We start from the raw sequence: 17,897 nt of genomic DNA, 5'->3' as shown, positions 1-17,897 counted from the left end.
ACCGCTACTACACTGGACACGGGATTCTGTCTTCTTGCGTGACCTGGTGTAATATCCTGGTCACTCAACCAAAAAGGTAAGCGACATGATGAGAACACTAATAATCGCTGCGTGCAGCCTGTTGTTCGCCCTGCAGGCCGGAGCCCAGGAAGTTGTGGGCAAATGGCGTACCATCGACGACGAAACCGGCCAGCCCAAGTCCATCATCGAAATCTACCAAAAGGGCGACAAATACTATGGTCGTGTGGTGGACCTACTGATGAAGCCGGATGACACCGTGTGCGACAAATGCCCCGGCGAACGCAAAGGGCAGAGAATCGTCGGCATGGACATCATTACCGATATGATGAAAAAAGGTGATACCTACGAGGGTGGCCAAATCTTGGACCCGGCCAAAGGTAAAACCTACGACTGCAAATTCTGGCTCGAGGGGAATGAGCTAAAGGTGCGTGGCTACCTCGGCTTCTTCTACCGCACCCAAACCTGGCAGAGAGTGGAGTAAACCGTCACCGGAATCACCGGTTTTCCGTTAGGGAAAACCGGCTTAGGCGGCCTCCAGCCCGCGCCGGGGGTTCGCCAGCAGAAATACCAGCGGCACCGCCGCCAGGTTGATCCACATCAGTAGCTGAAAATCGTTCACATAGGCGATCTCCGCCGACTGCCGCGACAGCTCCTGCATAATATTCAGCGGCAGCGTCTGCAACTCCCCTGTATTCGGCAGCGTGCCCGCCAAATTCCGCGGCACTTGTAAATGTTCCCCCAGTTGTTGCTCATTGATCCACAGATTGCGGGTGAGCACAGCCATCACAATCGATACGCCCACACTGCTGCCCAGATTGCGCGACAAACTGAACAGCGCTGTGGCTTCACCGCGCAGTTGCGCCGGCAAGGTCGCATAGGCCAGCGTGGAAATTGGCACAAATACCAGACCCAGGCCAAACCCTTGCAAAACACCAGTCCACACCAACGCGGAACGGCTTACCTGCAGATTAAAACCAGCCATCAGATGTAAGGAGAAACTGACCAGGAACATACCCGCGACAATCAGCGCGCGACCGTCGACAAATTTCAGCAGGCGCCCGACCAAGATCATCGCCACCATCACCCCCAGGCCGCGGGGCATCAAAACCAATCCTGTCGCCACCACCGGATAGCCTTTCCACTGCTGCAAGTACGAAGGCAGCAGCGCCATGGTGGCCAACAAAATAATGCCGACCACAAAAATAAACACCAAGCCCGATACGTAATTGCGGTCGCGGAACAAGCCCGGCGAAAGAAAGGGTTTTTTTGTCGTCAGCGAGTGCACCACGAACAGATAGAGTCCCAGTGCCGAGGCAATGGCATAGCCCTGAATTTCCAGAGACTCAAACCAGTCCACCTGTTCGCCACGGTCCAACAGCATTTGCAACGCGCCCACCGCCAGTGCCAGCAGGCCAAAGCCAAGCGCATCAAATCGCGGCCTGGTGGTTTCCCGCTCGGGGAGAGCAAAGTAAATACCGAGCAACGACAAAATGCCGAACGGCAAATTAATGTAGAAGACCCAGCGCCACGAGTAATATTCCGTCAACCAGCCGCCCAAAGTCGGCCCCAATACGGGCCCAATCATCACGCCCACGCCCCAGAGTCCCATGGCTGAAGCGTGCTGCTCCGGCGGATAGGTATCGAGCAGAGTGGCCTGGGAAAGCGGTACCAGAGCGGCCCCGAAGACACCCTGCATCAAGCGCCAGAAAATCATCTCGTTCAGACTGCCCGCCTGACCACACAGCATGGAAGTGACAGTAAAACCGGCCACTGACCAGAGAAACAGGCGACGGCGGCCGAAGCGTTGAGAAAGGTACCCCACCGGCAACGTCATAATGGCCGCGGCGACGATGTACGACGTCAGCACCCAGGTAATCTGATCACTGCCGGCACCGAGACTCCCCTGCATATGGGGAAGAGCGACGTTGGCAATAGTGGTATCCAACACCTGAATTACTGTGGCCAACATAATGCTGACAGTAATCCACCTGCGCCGTCCTTCCGTTATGCCCGTTGCACCACTCACGGCTACAGCACTACCCGACTGTCCTCGCCGCCGCTCGCGCGCGCTGCCACTAACTTATCGTCCTCAGCGGTGTCGATGCGCACGCGGGCACTCATACCGGCGCGCAGCACCGGCGCGTTTTTGGCCGGATAAAGACGCAGGCGCACCGGCACCCGCTGCACCACCTTGACCCAATTACCGCTGGCATTTTGCGGCGGAATCAGCGCAAACTCACTGCCGCTGGCGGGGCTAAGACTGTCCACCTGGGCCTGCCACTTGAAATTAGGATAGGCATCCACCACCACTTCAGCCTGCTGACCAGGGCGCACTTCCCCGAGTTCCGTCTCCTTCAGGTTCGCTTCCACCCAGAGCCCCTCGCTGGCGAGCATGCTGATGACGTTGATACCGGCTGGAATCATCTCCCCGACCACAGGGACCTCGTTGGCGATCACCCCCGCCACGGGAGCGACAATACGGGTACGGGACAACTGGTAGCGGGCCTTGTCCAACTGTGCCTGGGCTACCTTGAGGTCGGCCTGCTCCTCCAGGGGAATCTCCGGATTACCGCCCAGCTCCGCCCGCAGGCTGGCGAGTTTTTCTGTATTGATCGCTATCTGTGCCCGCGCCCGCTGCAGCAGCTGGCGGGATTCATCCAACTGTGCCTCCGACAGGGCCACGTCGCTCAGCTTTTCATTGCGGGACAGCTGGCGGCGATAAAAGTCCGCGTCTTTGGTCGCCTGCTCCAGGGCAGCTTCCGCCTCAGCGTACTCAGCCCGGCGAGCGAGTAATTGGTTGCGCACCTGCCCCAGGTGCCCTTCAGCCTCGGCCACCGCCAACTCGAAGGGGGTTGGGTCCAGCTGCACCAGCAGCTGCCCCTGCGCCACCACCTGATTGGCCTTTACCAATACTTCGGCCACCACGCCACTTACCTCCGGCGCCAGGGAAATCTTGTCCGCTTTGACATAGGCGTTCTCGGTCTCCACGCGGCCGCCACCGCCAAACACACACCAACCTGCCACCGCCACAGCGACGACAATGCCGAGGAGAAAGCCCAGCTGCCGCGCCGGCAAATTCCCCATCTGTAGCCCCAATTTGCCCCTCAAGCTATACCTCCTCTCGTGTCAAATTCTCCCGCAACCGCGCCAGCAGACCATGCAACTGCCGCACCTCTGCCGCCGAAAAACCGGCCAGTGCCTGAGCGCGGGTCTGCTGAGCCAGGCCGCGCAACAGCTCCAGTGCCGGCTGGGCGGCTTCGGTGAGATAGATGCGGAAGCAACGCCTGTCCTCCGGGTCCGGGCGGCGCTCCACCAGCCCTTCCCGCTGCAGGTTGTCCAGCTGTCGCGTCAGACTGATCGGCGCCACATCCATACGTTCCGCCAGCTCCGCCTGCTTTTGCCCCTCTTCCCGGCTCAGATGCCAGAGCACCTGCCAACGGGAACGACTGAGGCCGTGGGCCTTGGCTCGGCGATCGAAATTGCGCCGCAACAGGCGCGCGGCGGAATGCAGCTCAATACTCATCTCAGCGGCGCTGCCTTTTGCTGCATCGAAATCTTCGGACATGCCCCCTCCTTTTGAAGGGCGCTTATTATAAGCATGCTTATAAATGTCGCAATGAGAATTCGTGCATCCTTTGATGCAACCGTGACCTTAGGGAATCGATGTTAAATAGATGCAGGCGCGCGGCTGACGCAGGGACGCTCACACTTTTGGCGGGAGCGGGGTTGATCGCACATTGAAAACAAAAAAGGGAGCGCCCCCGAGGTTCCCCCCTATAAAAATCAATTCATTGGCAGTGCTGCTGCCTCAACAGAACCGCTATTTGCTTACCCTTGGTCAGAAAAGTCTAAGGAAACTCTGATTAATTCACGTTCTGGGGGGAGAGATTCTTCGTGGGCGTATGAGAAGCTCAGGTGATAGGGTGGATATTTCGAAACCGTCGGATACAGGGATGTATCCGTCGGAGCTACAGGGAAGTACTTGTGCGTTTTCGAAAAATCCATCCTATTGCCTGAGCGCCCCGGAACCCACCGTAGTATCCCCTCGAATTAATCAGAGGTTCCCTAAGCAAATCCTCATCAAATCGAAGCCCTCTCAGGCCAGCCTCCTCACATAATGCTTTGAAGGAGGAGCAGTAGAGCACGCCAGTTCCCTGCAACTTGGACTTAAATAGAAAGCGGCCTGCAACATCGCCGTCATCAAAAAACAGAGTTTCCAGGCCTACAGCCAATTCCCCATCTACATAGCGTCAGACACAGAGGCTTTCATCCTCTTTTGCAGAGGCGGCGTATTCAGACTCCGGGCCCGGAAAGATTTACCGGGCCCGGTACTGTCAGAGGCGTTATTTTTTCAACACCTCGATCCGGTCCACCTTCTGGAAGCCCCGCGGCAGTTTATTGCCGCGGCGACCGCGCTCTCCAAGGTAGTGCTCCAGTTCGGAGATTTTGATCTTGGTATGGCGTTTACCAGCGTGAATCACCAGCTGGACATCCCCCTCCAGCACGGCGATACCCACCACAAACTCCTCGCGGCTGGCGGCGCGGGCGGCGGGGATATTAATAATCTTATTGCCCTTGCCTTTCGCCAGTTCCGGCAATTCGGAGACAGGGAACACCAGCATGCGCCCTTCGCTGGTCACCGCCGCCAGCAACGCTTCGCCGGGGTTTTCCACCACACAGGGCGGCAACACCCGCGCGCCCTTCGGCAGTGTCAGCATCGCCTTGCCCGCCTTATTGCGCGATTGCAGATCCGCCAGCTTGGCAATAAAGCCATAGCCGGCATCGCTGGCCAGCAGAACCCGCTGTTCATCGGCACCCATCAAGAGCCCCTCAAAGACAGCACCGGAAGGCGGGTTGATGCGGCCGGACAGGGGCTCTCCCTGGCCGCGCGCGGACGGCAGAGTATGGGAGGCGATCGCATAGCTGCGCCCGGTACTGTCCAGCAACAACGCCGGCTGGTTACTCTTGCCGCGGGCGGCCAGCTTGAAGCGGTCGCCGGCTTTGTAACTGAGGGCGGCCGGATCTATATCGTGTCCCTTGGCCGCCCGAATCCAACCCTTCTCCGACAACACCACGGTGATCGGATCACTGGAAAGCAGTTCCGCTTCGCTGAAGGCCTTGGCTTCGGCGCGCTCCACAATCGGCGAGCGGCGCTCGTCCCCAAATTCTTCCGCCGCCGCCAGCAGTTCTTTCTTGATCAGGGTTTTCAGGCGCCGCGGGCTGTCCAGGGTTTTGGTGAGCATATCGCGCTCTTTCTCCAGCTCCGCCTGCTCACCGCGGATCTTCATCTCTTCAAGCCGCGCCAACTGCCGCAGTTTGGTATCGAGGATATATTCCGCCTGCACGTCAGTCAGCTCGAAGCGCTCCATCAGCTCGCGCTTGGGCTCGTCGTGGGTACGGATAATTTCGATCACTTCATCAATATTGAGGAAAGCGATCAGCAAACCGGCCAGCAAGTGCAGCCGTTTTTCCACCTTGTCGAGGCGGAACTGCAGGCGGCGGCGGGTGGTTACAGTGCGGAAGCTGAGCCATTCCCCCAGGATCTTATCGAGAGACTTCACCTGTGGGCGGCCGTCGATGCCGATCATATTTAGGTTGACCCGGTAACTCTTCTCCAGGTCAGTGGTGGCGAACAGGTGGTTCATCACCGCTTCCAGGTCCACGCGGTTGGATTTCGGCACTATCACCAGGCGGGTGGGATTCTCGTGGTCCGATTCATCGCGCAGATCTGTAATCATCGGCAGCTTCTTAGCCTGCATCTGCTGCGCTATCTGCTCCAATACCTTGGCGCCACTGGCCTGATAAGGCAGCGCACTGATGACAATTTCGCCATCTTCCTTAGCCCAGATAGCGCGCATTTTGATCGAGCCGCGGCCGGTCTGGTACATCTTCTGTATCTCTGCGCGCGGCGTGATGATCTCCGCCTCGGTGGGCATATCCGGGCCCAGAATATGCTCACATAGCTCCGCCACCGTGGCCTTGGGGTTTTCCAGCAGCGCCACCGTCGCATTGACCACTTCACGCAGATTGTGCGGCGGTATATCGGTGGCCATACCCACGGCGATGCCGGTAGTGCCGTTCAGCAATATGTTGGGCACCCGCGCGGGCAACACCGCCGGCTCATCCAGAGTGCCGTCGAAGTTCGGCTGCCAGTCTACGGTGCCCTGGCCCAGTTCCGACAAGAGCACTTCCGAGTATTTGCCCATGCGCGACTCGGTGTAACGCATGGCGGCGAAAGATTTTGGATCGTCCGGTGAACCCCAGTTGCCCTGACCGTCGATCAGGGGATAGCGGTAGCTGAAGGGCTGCGCCATCAGCACCATGGCCTCGTACACGGCGCTGTCGCCGTGCGGGTGATACTTACCGATCACGTCGCCCACGGTGCGGGCAGACTTCTTGTACTTGGCGGTGTTCTTGAGCCCCAGCTCGCTCATGGCGTAGACGATACGCCGCTGCACGGGCTTCAGGCCGTCGCCGATATTGGGCAGGGCGCGGTCCAGGATCACGTACATGGAGTAGTCCAGGTACGCCTTCTCAGTGTACTCCGCGAGCGACTGCCGCTCGCTGGCCTCATAAACGGAGGTATCGGTCATACAACTCTCGTTATCTTGTGCGGAAGGAGCGGATTATGGCCGACAGGTAGCCCGGGTTCAAAGTCCAACATCTTGCTACTACCATGACCGCTAGCCATAATCGCAAAGAATCCACTGCGCAAGGAGTGTGCTATATGTGGCTTGAACAGCCTCCGGCTCCCAATGCCCCACCCAAAGCCGCAACAGCCCTGGAAATGGCCATCTACGAATTTGAAAAGAAGTGTGATGCCTATCACGCGGCCCAATACTCCCCCTCCTTAAGCAATGAATCCCCGCAAGAACGGGATAAACGCCTACGAGAGTGGCGTGAGGCACGAGAGCATCTGGAGCAGGAGCGCAGACGAATCAATACGCTCGCGTCTATTGAAGATGGGTTGGTTAAATACCGGATGGAATTCAACGCCCTGACATCCTCCCAAAGACTTGAGCGCATGCGTAAGGAAAAGCATCACCCAACCAAGGTGCTTGCCCGTCACCTGCTTGCAGAAGGAGAACCAAAACCCAGCCTACAGCATGTAGCCCACCACCTTATACCGGGGAAAGGGCGCTGGAAGCAGAAAAACCTGCTAGCGGCTCGCATCAAACTGCATCTGTCCGGCATCCGCATAAACGATCCGAGAAATGGCGTATGGATACCAAACTTGAAAACACACAAAAATCACTGGGCCACACCCGAAGCCCCAACACATAAATCCATACACGGCGTAAACTATGAGCACTGGATTTCAGTCCAATTTCTTCCAATCCCTCCCGGGCCAACCTTCGTCGCCAAATTGAGAGACGTCAAAATGAAAATTAAAAGCGGCACCTATCCGGTAAAAATCGAAAGCCCAAAAGATCCATTGTGGAGCGGCAAATAATGAATCTCTACAGATTAAAGAATGATGAAAAGTCGTTCAAAGAGCTTTCCTTAGACTGCGTCCAACTTTATGAACAGCTCCACCTGGAAGATTCGGAATCCGGCTTGTCTGATTGTTCGGATCTGGGCACTAGCGGCAAGCCATTTCCACACCCGTGGAAACGGGTCAAATCCGACTTCGAAGCCTCTCCCATGTACCCCTCTGCAGTAAAGATCCCGAATATTTCCATATGGATAGGATCAGCATTAGTACTTTCCGAGAAAGCCAAGGCCGCGCTAAGCCTTATACTTGAGCCGCATGGAGAGTTTCTACCCGTACAGGTTCAGGAAACCAACTACTTTATATTCAACCTATTTACCTATGTCGAAGTAGACGAGAAAAAAACCGTTTACCAATATTCCGGTGAAGATCGAACCTTCCCTGATGGAATTGAAAAGCTTGTCTTCAGTGAGAGCGATCTACAGGGAAAGTTCCTGTTCCGCTCGGGCGAAAAATCTTTTGGGGGAGTGTTTTGCACGGATGAATTCAAGCAAACCTGTGAAGAATTCGATTTGGACGGTTTGATTTTCGACGAAGATATATCCAATATCTACTAAAATTCAAAAAAATGCCTCTGACTTTCGCATTCCTACACCACCTCACCGCCTTCGCCCTGGTCTCCGCCATCGCCATAGAACTAGTGCTGCTGGGGCAAAAGTTCACGCTTGAGAAGGCGCGCAAGCTTCAAATCGTCGATCGGGTACTGGGCATTTCCGCGGGGCTACTCGTGGTGGTCGGCCTGTTGCGGGTTTTCTACTTCGAGAAGGGCAGTGCCTACTATTTTCACAACGGCGCCTTCCACGCAAAGCTGGCGCTGTTTTTTCTTGCCGCATTGCTTTCCATTTACCCAACCTTTCGCTTTGTCTCCTGGAACAAGTCCCTCAAACAGGGGAAACTGCCGGATGTCAGCGAGCGGCAGTGGAAGCGGATGCGCGGCATTGTGCATATCGAGCTGGCGGCGGTAGTCGGTATTCTGTTGTGCGCGGCCATGATGGCGAGAGGAATCGGCTACTTCGGCTGAACCGACAGGCAAGTGCATTGGCCAAACTCATACTTCACCAGGTGTCGATCGGCACCCTCCAAAATATCAACCTGGAAGTGGCGCCGGGAGAGATAGTGTGCCTGTCCGGTCCTTCCGGCGCTGGCAAGAGCCGCCTGCTCAGGGCTGTTGCGGACCTGGAACCCCACGGCGGCACTGTGAAACTGGGGAATTTGGCACAGGGCTTAGTACCCGGCCACCGCTGGCGGCGCTCGGTGATGATGGTGCCTGCGGAGAGCGCCTGGTGGTTCGACACTGTCGGCGAACATCTGTACAAGCCCATGCCAAAAGCCCTTCACGCTCTGGGTTTCGACGAGGACGTGAGCGAATGGTCCGTCTCCCGACTATCTTCCGGGGAAAAGCAACGCCTGGCACTGATTCGAGCCCTGTCCCGCGAACCCGATGTGCTATTACTCGATGAGCCCACCGCCAATCTGGACGAGAAGACCACCCGGCAAGTGGAAGATTGGCTGATATCCGTAATCCACGCACGAAACCGCCCAGTGCTGTGGGTAGCCCACAGCCGAGAGCAAATCCGGCGGGTGGCCAAGCGGCACTTTTGCATCGAGGGTTCGAAACTGCTGGAGCTGCAGGAATGAATGCAATCGCCCTGTCCTGGTGGCAGCTGGCGCTGGCGTCCTGTCTGGTGATGGCACTGGCCGCCTGCACCTTCGCGGCGCACCTGGGCGTGGGAAAATCCCTGCTGATCGCCGCGCTGCGCACCGCCATTCAATTGGCGCTGATCGGACTGGTACTGGAAGCGCTCTTCGCAGTGGGCAGCCTCTTTTGGGTGGCGCTGATGGGACTGGCCATGCTGCTGCTCGCAGGCCGCGAAGTTGTCGCGCGGCAGAAATATCGGCTTCGTGGCGGCTGGAGTTTTGCCATAGGCACACTATCGATGTTTATCTCCGCCTTCAGCGTCACTGTGCTGACACTGGTTGCGGTCATCGGCCCCGAGCCCTGGTATCAACCCCAGTATGCGATACCGCTCCTGGGTATGCTGCTGGGCAATACCATGACCGGCGTCGCGCTCGGACTGGACCGGCTCACTGAAAGCGCGCGGCGTTCCCGCAATATTATTGAAAACCGACTGATGCTGGGGGAGACCTGGTCAGAAGCCTGCGGCGACTTCCGCCGCGAAGCCATGCGCGCGGGGCTGATGCCAATCATTAACGCCATGGCCGCCGCTGGCATCGTCTCCCTCCCCGGCATGATGACCGGCCAGATACTCGCCGGCAGCCCGCCGGCACTGGCGGTTAAATACCAGATCCTGATTATGTTCACCATCGCCGCCGGTACCGGGTTCGGTACCTTTGCCGCGGTGGCGCTCTGTTCGCGGCGGCTGTTTGACAGGCGGGAACGGTTGCGGGTGGATCGGCTGACAACAGCTGGGCACGACCGTTTCTTCACATAACATCTACGCAGAAAATACAAGCGGACAATAACGCACTTGGCTTTCTGGAAGAAATGCCCTAGAGAACCTCTGATTAATTCGCTTCCTGACGGTAAAAATTCTTTGGAGCTAGATGAGAAGCTCAGGTGATAGCATGGCCATTTCGAAACCGTCGGATACAGGGATGTATCCGTCGGAGCTACAGGGAAGTACTCGTGCGTTTTCGAAATGGCCATGCTATTGCCTGAGCGCCACGGAACTAACCAAAGCGTTCACGCGAATTAATCAGAGTTTCCCTGGGTCTGGCCATCATTTGATTCCTATTGCCCGAAGCCCCTGAGCCAACTACAAGTTTCGCGCTTTTAAATTTTGCTACGAATCCATCAAAAGATGCTTTTCTCTCACTTCATTGATTAAACCACCGGCCTTTATGGTTTCTATCTCCTCGGGGGAAAGGTCATGGCGAAGTGCTATCGTTTCCCCGGAAGTGTTGTTTTTTATATTTACCGGCTGACCGGGTTTCAGCTGTTTCATGGGAGCGTCAATTTCCAATTCGGCATCCTGCGCCAATTTGTCGTAATCCGCGGGATCATCGAAGAGCAGTGGCAAGATGCCAAAGTTGATCAGATTTCGACGGTGGATGCGGGCCATGCTTTTGGCGATCACACAGCGAACCCCCAGGTAGCGGGGCGCGATGGCTGCGTGTTCGCGGCTGGAGCCCTGGCCGTAGTTATCACCGCCCACCACGAAGCAATCCCCGTTTAGATCCATAGCACGCTGATAGAAATTTTCGTCGACGCGGCAAAAAGCATAGCGGCTGATGGCGGGGATATTAGAGCGCAGGGGGAGTATTTCGGCACCGGCGGGGAGTATTTCGTCGGTGGACACATTGTCCCCCGCTTTGAGCAGCAGCGGCCCCTTCAATACTTCCGGCAGCTTTTCAAAATCCGGCAAGGGTTTGATATTGGGCCCCTTGACCAGCTCCACCTCAACGGGGATTTCCTGGGGCGGCTGCAGCAGCGGGCGCATATCGGACAACTGTTCCGGTTCGGTGAATTCCGGGTAATCCATATCCAGGTCGCGGGGATCGGTAATCTTTCCCGTCAGCGCACTGGCAGTGGCCACTTCCGGGCTGCACAGGTAAACCTGATCCTCCTCGGTACCGGAGCGCCCGGGGAAGTTGCGCGGCACGGTGCGCAGGCTGATACGGCCGCTGGCGGGCGCCTGCCCCATGCCGATGCAACCGCCGCAGCCGGTTTGATGCAATCTGGCACCGGCTTCCAGCAGTGTCGCCAGATCCCCGCTGCGGCTGATTTCCTCCAGCAACTGGCGCGATGTGGGGTTGATATCAAATGACACACTGTCATCCACCCGCCTGCCGGCGACCATACGCGCGGGTATGACAAAGTCCCGCAGTCCCGGATTGGCGGACGAGCCGATATAGCTCTGGTAGATTGGCCGCCCCGCCACTTCCCGCACCGGCACCACCTTGTCCGGGCTGGATGGACAGGCGATCAACGGCTCCAGTTTGGACAAGTCGATAGTGTCCTCTTCGTCGTAGGTCGCGCCCTCGTCTGCCTGCAGCGGAACAAAGTCCGCTTCGCGCTGCTGCTGTTTCAGAAAGGCGCGCACCGCTTCGTCGGCGGGAAAGACGCTGGCGGTGGCCCCCATTTCCTGGCCCATATTGGCAATCACGTGGCGATCCATCGCCCTGAGCTGTTTCAGACCCGGGCCGTGATATTCAACAATCGTGTTCACGCACCCCTTAACCGTATAGCGGCGCAGCATTTCCAGAATAATATCCTTGGCGCTGACCCACGGCGGCAGTTCACCAACCAGCTTTACGCCGAGAATTTTCGGCATCTTAATCGCGAAAGGCAGGCCGGCCATCGCCATGGCAACCTGCAGCCCGCCGGCACCTATGGCGAGCATGCCCATAGATCCGGCGGCACAGGTGTGGCTGTCGGACCCCAATAAGGTTTTTCCGGGGATGCCGAAGCAGGACATATGCACCGGGTGACTGACGCCGTTTCCCGGCCGCGAATACCAGAGACCATATTTCCGACAGGCACTCTGCAAGAACAAGTGATCGTCGGCGTTCTTAAAATCCGTCTGCAACAAGTTGTGGTCAACATACTGGGCGGATATTTCCGTTTTTACCCGCGGCAGGCCCAGGGCCTCAAATTCCAGCATCACCATAGTGCCGGTGGCGTCCTGGGTGAGCGTCTGGTCGATCTTCAGTGCGATCGTGCTGCCCGGTTCCAGGGAGCCGCTGACAAGATGGCTCTGGATCAGCTTTTGGGCGAGGTTCATTGCCATAATATTCACCTTCCTTAGTGTTTACAGCGCCTTATCCGGTCCGAAAAAAACCTGAGCGCCGGGAAGCGGATGAACCACAGGTTCCGCTGGCTCGCTACCGCGAAAATTCCACCCGCGGTTCGTCGAAATCACGTCCATTGTAGTCGGGCGCACAGGGAATCAGCTCTTGGGCGCCTATTCCCTCGTCTATCAGGAAGCGCTCTATCTTGCGGCTGCGCTCCTGCGCCAGACGTTCAAACTCCTCAAATAACTTCAGCGGTGGATTCCGGTAGAACTTTTCCCGCGCTTTGCGGCTGCCGCCCAGCCCCGGCGTGGAATCCGGATAAAGCGCATACCAATCGCGGGCATTGGCAATGCCACAGATGCCGGGGCGCGCGTCCGGGCGCTCGCGCAGTCTTACAACCATTTCCCGCAGCTGCTCCCAGGCTGTGGCGTCGAGCTCACTCTTGCCGGGCTCGAAAAAAATCGGCTCGAATCTGACCGCACGGAAACGCCCCCAAGCGAATTTCGCCAAAGTATAGAAGCCAACCGGTGTGAAATAAGCAAACAAAGATTCAATAATTGCCCGCTGCAATAGATGACTGAAGATAAAACTGAAGGAAAATTTCGGATCATAGAGATCGCCGCTTACCGGCATATCGAATCGCACATTGCCCTGGCCGTCTTTTAACAACAGCAGCGCAATATCCAGCGGGATAATGGAAGACTTCACCGGAAGCTTATCCTTCTCTTGCACACGGCGGACCTTGATCTTATTCAATTTCATATCCGCAAAGGCGTTTACCTTGTTCTCCCGTATACGGATATCCAGGCGCGCGTCCAGCTGCCCCTGCAGAATCTTGTAGCCGAGCAACTTGGCCATATAAGGCGTCGCGGGGATCAGGTTGGTATTTTCGATATAACCGGTCAGATCGGCGTTCCACTTTTTGGTTTCGAGGTAGCGGATGGTGCCCGCCAGTTGAATTTCACCGAAACCGCCGGGACGGCCGTTGAACAATACCGTTGCCGGAGGGTGAAGCGGCAAATTGCTGACATTGCGCAGGGTTAAATAAATTGCCCGTATCGGCAAGCGCGCGCGATATTGGCCCTGGCGGTCCACCCAAGTGAAGGTACCGTGGCGCACGTCCAGCTCGCGGATGTGATAGCGCACTTTCATCCCTTCAGTAATGGCGTCTGCGGCGCGGATCAAGGGTTTTTCCTGCGGCTGTGTGCCTGTCAGCACATCCACATCCCGCGCCAGCGGGTATTCGCCGGAGCGGTCGCGCATAACGATCAGGCGCGGTCGCAGTGCATCCACTTTTTCGATTTCCAGGCGGTTGCCGCGCCTGTCGTAATGCAATTGCGCAACACTCATGCCAGCCAGACGGCCGATAACAGAGTGGCGCTCGTATTCCGGTGCCCCCTCGCGCCGATCGAAAATGGCAAACCCTTCCGCCTCGGCACGCAGAAAACGGAACTCCGATTCTCCACTCAACAGCTGTTCCACCGATACGCTGTCACCGCGCACCAGGCTGCGCCCCGTTCCGGTCAGTAGCTGTACCTTGTGCAGCTGTAATTGTGCCAGCGCCAATTGTCGCGTAGAGAAACGATAGCTGCCGCTGACATCAACAGCATCGAGTGTCAGGCAGTGGTTTAGCCTTTCCACATAACCCGGCGGCACGCAGCCGGCGACGCCCTGCAACCGCAGCTGACGCACAGCGATCTCACCACTGCCGAGACGCAATTCCTCCGTGTGCAACTGCTCCAGCTGCAACAGTTGTGCCGGCAACCCCTGGGGATAATCCCCCTGCTTCAGTTCCACGCCTTCGATAGCAACACCGCGCAGTAAAGTGACCTTGCCGGACGACGTATCGACCCTATCGATTCCCTGAATGCTTACCCGTCCCAATCGATAGCAGGGCGCCAGGCGGTTATCGCCCAGAGTGCCGGCCGTCAGGCAACCACTGGCACCGGACAGTTTGCCCACGGAAGCGCCGCCGTAGGAGGGCTGGTCCAATTGAATACGCGCAATTTGCAAGGGATCACCGCTGCCCCTGTCGATGCTGAGCCCCAGAGCTTCAATGGAGCCATCCGTAGAGAAGGGGCTGGACAGGGATATCCTCTGTCCACCCGGCAGGCGCAGCTGCTGCAGACGCCAGCAAAAATCTGCCCTCCCCTCCGCCACCGCAGCAGCACTGCCCGCAACGCAGCCTCTCATCCCCACAGCTTCCAGGTCTGTGGTCCAGAGCACCTGTCCGCCTTCCCAGCGCAACTGTTTCCAGCTGAGCCGTTTGAGGCCGGTGCCCGTATTTTCCGTTTTCCCTTCCCCCAGCGTAATGGGTTGCGATACCAGCGGTCCCAGTGCGATCCGCGGTGCCTGTGGTGTCAAACCGATACGGTTAGTGCCCGGGAGGTGGATTTGTTGCGCACTTGCGCAGTCGGCAATGCCCAACTGCCGCGCAGTTTGTGGCAGTAAATCCGCAAGACCACAGAAGCGCAGACCCTGAAGCTGCAAATTCAGTAGATCCAGCGTATCCGCGCTGAGAGATAGCTCGGCAAGGCGCAGGGATTGGAAACGCCACAGGGGTTTTGCAATGGGGGAAGATTTAAAAAGTGTTTCAGCGACGGCCAGGCCGCGTTCTCCGATCGTGTGCAATTCCGCCGTGGAAATACAGCGCGGCAAATCACTGCGCAGTTGCCATTCCTGCGGCAGACAGGCGTGCAGCTGTGCCGCGTAGAAATCTTTCAACGCCAGTTTTCCCGGTCTGTTGGCACCGCGCTGCCACTCTACCTCCAGTTGCGGCGCCGACAGTTTTTGCAGCTCGAAAATGGGGTGTTCGCCCTCTTCCGCCAGCAGTATCCACTGCGCCCGGCTGCCACTCATATATGCAGAAACTTTTCGCCGGTCCACAGTCAATTCAAAGCGCTTGCCCGCGTGCAGATTGTGCAGTTCCGCACAGCGGATATCGAACACCGCCGCATTCACACCCACCGGCAGGCAGCCATAGAAATCTTGCAGAGAAAAATCCGGCAGGGAAACAAAAGTACTGCGATAGGGCGGCGGCAAGTGGCGCAGCCGCGCGGCGGGCAAGTGCAGTCCGGACAAATTCAGCAACTCCGCTCCCGCGGGTGTCGAGGCTCGGACTTTTTCCAGGGAAAGCTGCGCCGCGGAAAAATCGATACCGCCCTGCCAGGCAACGACCAGCGGGCCCCGCTGACGCCAGTTGCGCAAATCGAAACAACCGGGCATTTGCTGCGGATTGCTGAATAACAAGCGCGCCCAGCTTTTTGGCAGACATCCCTGCAGGCGGCTCAGGGAAGTGCTGTCCAGTTTTAGGTTGGGACTGGCGATATCCGGTGGCGGCATACCGTCGTCCCGGTCCCCGGTCTGCACATCTTCGCGCCGCTGCGCCAGTTCTTCCGGCAACAACCCCTTTTCATCAACGGAATCATCCTCTATCGCCTCCGGCGTATTTTCGTGATGGCCTGCGGTAATCGGGATATCCACCGAACCGCTGAGGCCCCGCTGTACCCAGGGGTGGTCGCTGTCTGCACTGCGGCGCAAAATCCCCTCGCCCGTGTGCAGCTTCTGTAACAGCAGACCACCGCCGCTCAGTTGATCAGCAAGTCGCAGCCGCCCGAGGCTCAGCTCGCCCGCGATCAGGTAGCCCGCCTCGCCCCGCTGCCAGGCGAAATGACCGCGGCCATTGAAGTTCGCCAGCTCCCCACAAAGAGGGCGCAATTTTTCCGGCAGCAATCCATCGGGCAAACACCCGGACAAGAACTGCAAAGCAAAATCCTGTAACAAAAAGGGCGCCCCGGCACCGAGGAGGTTAATGCGCTGCCAATGCAGTTTGCGCAGCTGCAGCTGCGGCCGCCCTTCCGTTGCCATGCTGAACTGCGACAGGCGCAGGGGACCACTGGCAAACCCCCAGGGCCGTTGCACTATACGCGAACCGAACTGCACCTGGAATTGCTCGCTACCGCTCAGCCCCGCCAGACGCACACAGTAATCCGGCTGGTGCCACAACTGCCCCGGAATACAGCCGGAGGCGCTTTCCAGATCCACGCCGTCGATGGACAAAATACCTGTCTCACCCCGATACTCCAGAGCCCCCAGCAATGCCAGATTCGCGCTGAACGGATTGCGCCTACTCTGCGCCAAATCCAGCAGCTGTACCCGCTTCAAACGGCTGGGCCCGGTGCTGATCGTGATTTTTTTACGCCAGTCAAAGGTAACCGGGTCCGGCAGCGTCAGTGTGCCGGCACGGCTGCAGTAGTGATGCTGCTTATTGCGCAGGCCCGACGGACACCAATCGAAATCAGAAGCGCCGGCGCTCTGCCAGCGCAGCGTTTTCTGCGCGCGGCGGTAGTGAAACTCTTTTAACGCCAGCCTGTGAGCACGCCAATTGTGCCAAACCTGATTCGCGTAGCGCAGCGCGATATCCTGCCCCAGGGCCGCGCGCCAGCGCACCTCCCCGCTCTTGCCGAAACTGAACAGCAAATCCCCCTTTAACTGCAACCGCCGCGCAACACCGCAATGCCCTACCAGCCGCTGCAGCGCCGGTAAAGCATCGGCCCAACGCTGGGGAGGACAACTGCCGAACATCTGCGCCTTCAGGGTATCGGCACTGATGCGGTTGCCGGGGCGGCGGTATAATCCATCGGACAGCGCCAATTCCACTAAGGTGGCATCAACTGCCCCCGACGCTTTTTCCGTAATAAGCAAATTGCGTAAATTGAGCTTGTCCGCACCGATGGTAATATCCAGCGGCACATCACCTGTCCGCTGCAATCCCAGCAGGAAATCCCGCACCCGTAGTTCGCCGAAATCCACACAGCCGGGGCTGGTCCAGTCCGGACGGTGGCGGTAGCACAGTGTGCTGTCGCGGATGCGCACCTGCTCCAATAGCAACCTGAAATCCCGGTCTCGACGCGGCCCCTGCCCCAGCGCCCAGCCGCCGACTTCCCAGCGGCGGCCGCTTTCACTCGAACGGGATTCCAGATCCATATAGGCACCGTCCAGATAGGCCCGCTGTAACTGGATGCGACCGCGCAATAACTGCCACCAGCTATAGTCGAGCATCAACTCCCGCGCGCGGAAACCGCGACCACTGCCATTTTTTGCGCGTACATCACTGACCACCAGCCGCAAATTCACAACAGACAACTGCAAATGTCCGATTTCCGCATCCAGGCCGCGCTCTTTCAGCCAGCGCTCAACCTGCGCCGCCAGCAGCGTTCCGGCGGCCAAATTGGCAATACCCAGCAACAGCAATATCGCCACCAGCCACCAAAGCAGGCGCCGGGTTATGTCGAGAGGCGGAGAATTATTCAGTGGCATTACCGGAAAACGACGCAAGCAATGAATTTAGCGAAACCTGAGCCAACAGCTATGCCCACTAATTAAAGACCAGCGCCACTCAGCTTTCCCGGCAATACGCCTTTTTACTCTATGGGCCTGACAGAGCAGTCCCGACGCATTTACGCATCCGTTGCTACAGGTGAAGAGTTTCTGGCGCCATTTATTTTTGGCGTAAAAAATTGTAAGGGAACCTCTGATTAATTCGCGTGAACGCTTTGGTTAGTTCTGTGGCGCTCAAGCAATAGGATGGCCATTTCGAAAACGCACGAGTACTTCCCTGTAGCTCCGA

The 17,897-nt window shown here is 57.7% G+C and carries 12 protein-coding genes; 6 read left to right on the top strand and 6 right to left on the bottom strand.

Going from position 1 to position 17,897, the window contains the following annotated elements:
• The first annotated feature begins 85 nt into the window (after positions 1-85).
• On the top strand, positions 86-502 hold the full coding sequence (locus BM155_RS09430) for a DUF2147 domain-containing protein (protein ID WP_197462987.1): 417 nt from the start codon (positions 86-88) through the stop codon (positions 500-502).
• A 42-nt stretch (positions 503-544) separates the two neighbouring features.
• Here BM155_RS09430 and BM155_RS09425 read toward each other — a convergent pair whose 3' ends face one another.
• The 4 genes from BM155_RS09425 to parC all read right to left on the bottom strand — a co-directional run bounded on the left by BM155_RS09425 (position 545) and on the right by parC (position 6,614).
• Positions 545-2,047, bottom strand: coding sequence for a DHA2 family efflux MFS transporter permease subunit (locus BM155_RS09425; RefSeq protein WP_265965729.1), 1,503 nt, complete (start codon positions 2,045-2,047; stop codon positions 545-547).
• Between the two features lie 2 nt (positions 2,048-2,049).
• Entirely contained in the window at positions 2,050-3,129 is a 1,080-nt protein-coding gene (locus BM155_RS09420) for an HlyD family secretion protein (RefSeq protein ID WP_197462988.1), read from the bottom strand.
• Position 3,130: 1 nt separating this feature from the next.
• Positions 3,131-3,586, bottom strand: coding sequence for a MarR family winged helix-turn-helix transcriptional regulator (locus BM155_RS09415; protein WP_067155393.1), 456 nt, complete (start codon positions 3,584-3,586; stop codon positions 3,131-3,133).
• A gap of 778 nt (positions 3,587-4,364) precedes the next feature.
• Positions 4,365-6,614, bottom strand: coding sequence for a DNA topoisomerase IV subunit A (gene parC, locus BM155_RS09410; protein WP_067155396.1), 2,250 nt, complete (start codon positions 6,612-6,614; stop codon positions 4,365-4,367).
• 134 nt (positions 6,615-6,748) lie between these two features.
• Between parC and BM155_RS09405 the strand changes: the two genes are divergently transcribed.
• From BM155_RS09405 to BM155_RS09385, 5 genes are read left to right on the top strand one after another with little or no spacing between them, the layout of a single operon-like run.
• A complete protein-coding gene (locus tag BM155_RS09405; RefSeq protein WP_067155399.1) occupies positions 6,749-7,474 on the top strand; it encodes an AHH domain-containing protein in 726 nt (241 codons plus the stop codon).
• Positions 7,474-8,070 carry an imm11 family protein gene (locus BM155_RS09400; RefSeq protein ID WP_074902782.1) on the top strand — a complete coding sequence of 199 codons (597 nt, stop codon included), beginning with the start codon at positions 7,474-7,476 and terminating at the stop codon, positions 8,068-8,070. Before BM155_RS09405 ends, BM155_RS09400 begins: the two co-directional genes overlap by 1 nt.
• Before the next feature lie 11 nt (positions 8,071-8,081).
• Complete coding sequence (locus BM155_RS09395) at positions 8,082-8,534, top strand: DUF2214 family protein (RefSeq protein ID WP_067155406.1); 453 nt, start codon at positions 8,082-8,084, stop codon at positions 8,532-8,534.
• 17 nt (positions 8,535-8,551) lie between these two features.
• Positions 8,552-9,151: an ABC transporter ATP-binding protein gene (locus tag BM155_RS09390; RefSeq protein WP_074902779.1), complete on the top strand. Its 600-nt coding sequence runs from the start codon at positions 8,552-8,554 to the stop codon at positions 9,149-9,151.
• Positions 9,148-9,966: an ABC transporter permease gene (locus BM155_RS09385; RefSeq protein WP_074902776.1), complete on the top strand. Its 819-nt coding sequence runs from the start codon at positions 9,148-9,150 to the stop codon at positions 9,964-9,966. The genes BM155_RS09390 and BM155_RS09385 overlap by 4 nt, the downstream gene beginning before the upstream one ends.
• A gap of 351 nt (positions 9,967-10,317) precedes the next feature.
• Here BM155_RS09385 and BM155_RS09380 read toward each other — a convergent pair whose 3' ends face one another.
• Together BM155_RS09380 and BM155_RS09375 are read right to left on the bottom strand one after the other, a co-directional pair.
• On the bottom strand, positions 10,318-12,264 hold the full coding sequence (locus tag BM155_RS09380) for an aconitate hydratase (protein WP_074902774.1): 1,947 nt from the start codon (positions 12,262-12,264) through the stop codon (positions 10,318-10,320).
• 94 nt (positions 12,265-12,358) lie between these two features.
• Positions 12,359-17,587 (bottom strand): DUF748 domain-containing protein, encoded by a 5,229-nt coding sequence (locus tag BM155_RS09375; protein WP_074902772.1) that lies wholly within the window; start codon positions 17,585-17,587, stop codon positions 12,359-12,361.
• Between the last annotated feature and the right edge of the window lie 310 nt (positions 17,588-17,897).

Origin of the sequence: Microbulbifer thermotolerans, from assembly GCF_900112305.1 — a bacterium.
GTDB classification, from domain to species: domain Bacteria; phylum Pseudomonadota; class Gammaproteobacteria; order Pseudomonadales; family Cellvibrionaceae; genus Microbulbifer; species Microbulbifer thermotolerans.
This window is presented reverse-complemented; position numbering and strand designations above follow the sequence as displayed.

Excerpts from the sequence above, each read along its gene's own strand:
- BM155_RS09430 (WP_197462987.1), top strand. The coding sequence starts at position 86 with ATGATGAGAACACTAATAATCGCTGCGTGCAGCCTGTTGTTCGCCCTG.
- BM155_RS09415 (WP_067155393.1), bottom strand. The coding sequence starts at position 3,586 with ATGTCCGAAGATTTCGATGCAGCAAAAGGCAGCGCCGCTGAGATGAGT.
- parC (WP_067155396.1), bottom strand. The coding sequence starts at position 6,614 with ATGACCGATACCTCCGTTTATGAGGCCAGCGAGCGGCAGTCGCTCGCG.
- BM155_RS09405 (WP_067155399.1), top strand. The coding sequence starts at position 6,749 with ATGTGGCTTGAACAGCCTCCGGCTCCCAATGCCCCACCCAAAGCCGCA.
- BM155_RS09400 (WP_074902782.1), top strand. The coding sequence starts at position 7,474 with ATGAATCTCTACAGATTAAAGAATGATGAAAAGTCGTTCAAAGAGCTT.
- BM155_RS09395 (WP_067155406.1), top strand. The coding sequence starts at position 8,082 with ATGCCTCTGACTTTCGCATTCCTACACCACCTCACCGCCTTCGCCCTG.
- BM155_RS09385 (WP_074902776.1), top strand. The coding sequence starts at position 9,148 with ATGAATGCAATCGCCCTGTCCTGGTGGCAGCTGGCGCTGGCGTCCTGT.
- BM155_RS09380 (WP_074902774.1), bottom strand. The coding sequence starts at position 12,264 with ATGGCAATGAACCTCGCCCAAAAGCTGATCCAGAGCCATCTTGTCAGC.
- BM155_RS09375 (WP_074902772.1), bottom strand. The coding sequence starts at position 17,587 with ATGCCACTGAATAATTCTCCGCCTCTCGACATAACCCGGCGCCTGCTT.